This window comes from Actinobacillus minor NM305 (genome assembly GCF_000175195.1).
GTDB lineage: Bacteria > Pseudomonadota > Gammaproteobacteria > Enterobacterales > Pasteurellaceae > Haemophilus_A > Haemophilus_A minor.
Window position 1 is genome coordinate 1 of the sequence record NZ_ACQL01000140.1, and the last position, 4,066, is coordinate 4,066.

3 protein-coding genes and 1 tRNA gene are annotated in these 4,066 nt (G+C 40.9%); all 4 read left to right on the forward strand.

The annotated features are described in order from the left end of the window. Window positions 1–251: 251 nt before the first annotated feature. The gene (gene gltX, locus AM305_RS10200; protein ID WP_005825743.1) at window positions 252–1,691 is read left to right on the forward strand and encodes a glutamate--tRNA ligase; all 1,440 of its coding nucleotides are present in this window, start codon (window positions 252–254) and stop codon (window positions 1,689–1,691) included. Between the two features lie 48 nt (window positions 1,692–1,739). Continuing rightward, window positions 1,740–1,815, forward strand: a tRNA-Ala gene (locus AM305_RS10205). A 186-nt stretch (window positions 1,816–2,001) separates the two neighbouring features. After that, window positions 2,002–3,204 carry a tyrosine-type recombinase/integrase gene (locus AM305_RS10210; RefSeq protein ID WP_005825745.1) on the forward strand — a complete coding sequence of 401 codons (1,203 nt, stop codon included), beginning with the start codon at window positions 2,002–2,004 and terminating at the stop codon, window positions 3,202–3,204. Between the two features lie 586 nt (window positions 3,205–3,790). Then, window positions 3,791–3,991: a helix-turn-helix domain-containing protein gene (locus AM305_RS10215; RefSeq protein ID WP_005825749.1), complete on the forward strand. Its 201-nt coding sequence runs from the start codon at window positions 3,791–3,793 to the stop codon at window positions 3,989–3,991. Window positions 3,992–4,066 lie beyond the last annotated feature (75 nt).

A 4,066-nucleotide genomic window follows, 5' to 3' on the forward strand; every position in this document is an offset into this window, starting at 1 on the left:
CCGGTCTCGAACCAGTGACCCCCTCCTTGTAAGGGAGGTGCTCTCCCAACTGAGCTAATCGCCCGTTGTCGTGAGGTCGCATTATAGAGGTTTTTAGCCATTCGTCAAACGCTTTTTTGTAATTTCGTGCTGTTTGGCGTTTTTTTCGTCCAAAACACCCGTTTTTAAGCATTTTATTCCCCAAAAGAAAGCAAAAAAAGAGTAGAATAGCGGTCGATTTTGACTCAAATTTTACAAAATAGGCAAATAGAATGAAAATTGAAACCCTTTTCCCTTTAGATCCGAATGTAAAAGTGCGTACTCGTTTCGCACCAAGCCCAACCGGCTATTTACACGTTGGTGGTGCAAGAACCGCACTTTATTCTTGGTTATATGCTAAACATAACAACGGCGAATTTGTATTACGCATTGAAGATACCGACCTTGAGCGTTCTACCCCGGAAGCAACCGCTGCGATCATTGAAGGTATGGAATGGCTTAACTTGGCGTGGGAACACGGCCCTTATTTCCAAACAAAACGTTTTGATCGTTATAACCAAGTGATCGATCAAATGATTGAAGAAGGCACGGCATACCGCTGCTATTGCTCAAAAGAGCGTTTAGATGAATTACGTGCAAACCAAGAAGCAAATAAAGAAAAACCACGTTATGACCGCCATTGCTTAGGCGATCACTCGCACGACCCAAGCGAACCGCACGTTGTTCGTTTTAAAAATCCAACGGAAGGCTCAGTGGTCTTTGATGATGCCGTGCGTGGACGCATTGAAATCAGCAACAGCGAATTAGACGACTTAATTATCCGCCGTACCGATGGCGCTCCAACCTACAACTTCTGTGTGGTTGTGGATGACTGGGATATGGGCATTACCCACGTTGTTCGTGGCGAAGATCATATCAACAACACACCACGCCAAATCAACATTTTAAAAGCGTTAGGGGCAGAAATTCCAACCTACGCACACGTTTCGATGATTAACGGCGATGATGGTCAAAAACTCTCTAAACGCCACGGTGCGGTCAGCGTAATGCAATATCGTGATGATGGCTATTTACCGGAAGCCTTAATTAACTATCTCGTACGTTTAGGCTGGGGACACGGCGACCAAGAGATCTTCACTCGTGAAGAGATGATTGAATTATTCGATATTCATTCGGTAAGCAAATCAGCAAGTGCCTTTAACACTGAGAAATTACAGTGGTTAAACCAACACTATATGCGTAGTTTACCGGCAGAGCATGTCGCTAAATACTTGGCATGGCACATGAATGATCAAAATATTGATACGGCAAATGGTCCAACATTGGAAGAAATTATCCCTGTATTAAGCGAACGTGCAAAAACCTTAAAAGAGCTAGCAAGCCAAAGCCGTTATTTCTATCAAGAATTTGATAGCTATGATGAAAAAGCAGTAGCGAAAAACTTCAAAGCAGAAGCAATTGCACCACTTGCAAAATTATTGGAAAAACTGACCGCTTGTGATGATTGGACGGTTGAAAATATCCACGATGCAATGAACCAAACCGCCGCAGAGCTTGAAATCGGTATGGGTAAAGTGGGTATGCCATTCCGCCTTGCAGTAACCGGCTCAGCTCAATCGCCATCTATGGATATTACGGCGAAATTAGTCGGCAAAGAAAGAACGCTTACACGCCTTCAAAAAGCGATTGATTTTATCAACGCACAAGCATAATTGGTATTGACATCAAGGGCGGAGCATTTTATTATACCGCCCATTCATGGGGATATAGCTCAGTTGGGAGAGCGCTTGAATGGCATTCAAGAGGTCGTCGGTTCGATCCCGATTATCTCCACCACCTTTATTCGTCTACATTACTCAACATTCATTTTTATTACTCTAGAAGCCTTGATTTTCAAGGCTTTTTTATTATTTCATTCGTCTACATTCGTCAGCTTTCATCATAATGAGCCAAAATAATAGTACCCTATAAAGTACCCACATGATAAACTATAAAAAATTTGGGTACTAAAACGGGGATTTTATGGCGAGAATTATCCAACCATTAACCAATACACAAGTAGAGAAAGCTAAATATATACAAGGCGGAACAAACGAGCTAAACGACGGCAAAGGGCTATTTCTTCAGCTATTCCCTACTGGGGCTAAAAAATGGCGTTACCGCTACAACCACCCGCAAACTAAAGCAAGAACAAAGATTACCATAGGCAGTTATCCAGCGGTAAGCCTTGCACAAGCAAGAGTTAAGCGGGACGAGTTCCAAGCATTACTAGCACAGCAGATAGATCCACAGCTTCACAAAACCCAGCAAGAGCAAGAAGAGAAGTTAGCAAATAGCCGAACATTCCGAGCCGTAGCGGAAAAGTGGAGAGAGAAGAAGCAAGGCGAAATTACAGATAAAACGCTTAATAAATACTGGCGTAGTCTCGAGCTTCACATTTTCCCGTTTATTGGAGAGTACCCAATAAATGAGATAGTACCCACGCTTGCCCTAATTCCTTTAAAACGAGTAGAAGAACGAAATAATATTGATATGGCCCAACGGCTGGCAATGTATATCAACGAAATTTTAAATTTTGCGGTAAATGGCGGTATTCTCTCTTTTAATCCTTGCTTGAAAATGGGCAAGAATTTAAAGCGGGTAAAGAAAAAGAATAACCCACACGTTAAAACGGAAGAAATCCCCCAATTACTGCAGGATATTGAAAATGCCAAGATACAACCACAAACAAGGGCTTTAGTTTATTTCCAGCTTCTAACAATGGTTCGACCAGGTGAAGCATCTGAAGCAGAATGGGCGGAATTTGATTTAGATAAAAAACTATGGACTATTCCAGCGGAAAGAATGAAAGCGGGAGAACCGCATATAGTCCCACTATCTAGCCAAGTTATCGCATTGTTAGAGCAGTTACAGCAGATTACAGGGCGTTTTAAATATGTATTCCCTAAACGTGGACACATACACGAACCAATGAGCCGAGATAGTGTTAGAAGAGCCCTAGAAAGAATGGGCTATAAAGGGCGACAAACCGCCCACGGATTGCGGGGATTGGCTAGAACCTATCTAGCAGAACAAAGCATAACCCACGAACACGCAGAAGCGTGCTTAGCCCACAAAACAGGGGGGAATGTTAGCCTTGCATACAATCACGCAACCTACATAGAACAGCGTAAAGTTATTATGCAGTTATGGGCGGATTTTATAGAGCAAGCCCGCCAGCCATAACCCAAAGCCTAGCCCACCCCGCTAGGCTTTTTTATTGCCTAAACTTTTAAAAATGTTTTTATAGTGAAAAATCAGCGGGACAGCGGGACAATTCAGCCTTATAAATATAAAATAACTAATAAAATCAATATCTTAAATAAAAATAACTATAAAAAATTGTCCCGCTAACCCCTTAAATTGTCCCGCAAACGTCCCATTTTGTCCCGCAAACGTCCCATTTTGTCCCGCTTATCGTGGGAAATCCCATTTAATGCAGAAATACAACTTTTTACCCGTTCATCATAATAAGATGAAAAAATACGCAAACTATTTAAGTAGTACAAAATGAAACAGCGTTACATTTTTCTTTTTGGAATATAGGCTCTTTCACTATATGTAATAGCGTTACATTTTTATAATTTTTTATTATTTAAAAATCAATAATATGGCACTTTTTGCCCTAAAAAAGTGAAATGGCGTTACATTTTTCTAGTGTTTATAAATGTTTATAAACATTTTTATTATAACTTTTGGATCTTTCATTTTGGCTAGATGCTTGCTTAGAGTAAACGCAAATTAACGAACGCTAACGCAAGGAGATGAAAAAATGATGAACCTTACACCCACTTTAGAAAAACACTACACCATTAAAGAATTGAATGAGCTTCTAGGCTTTTCACGTTCTAAAATTGATAAATTAGCCAAGGCTGGCAAGCTCCACAAAATCAAAGTGGGGCAAACTGTGCTTTTTTCTGCTAGTGAAATTAACCGCTTTTTGTCGGAGTGTTCGCAAAATGGCAAAAATTAGCTTTACAAGCGGGCAAAATTCCCGTAAATTTAGCAGCGTTGTAGCAAAATCTATAACCGAGCCTGGAAACTCGAA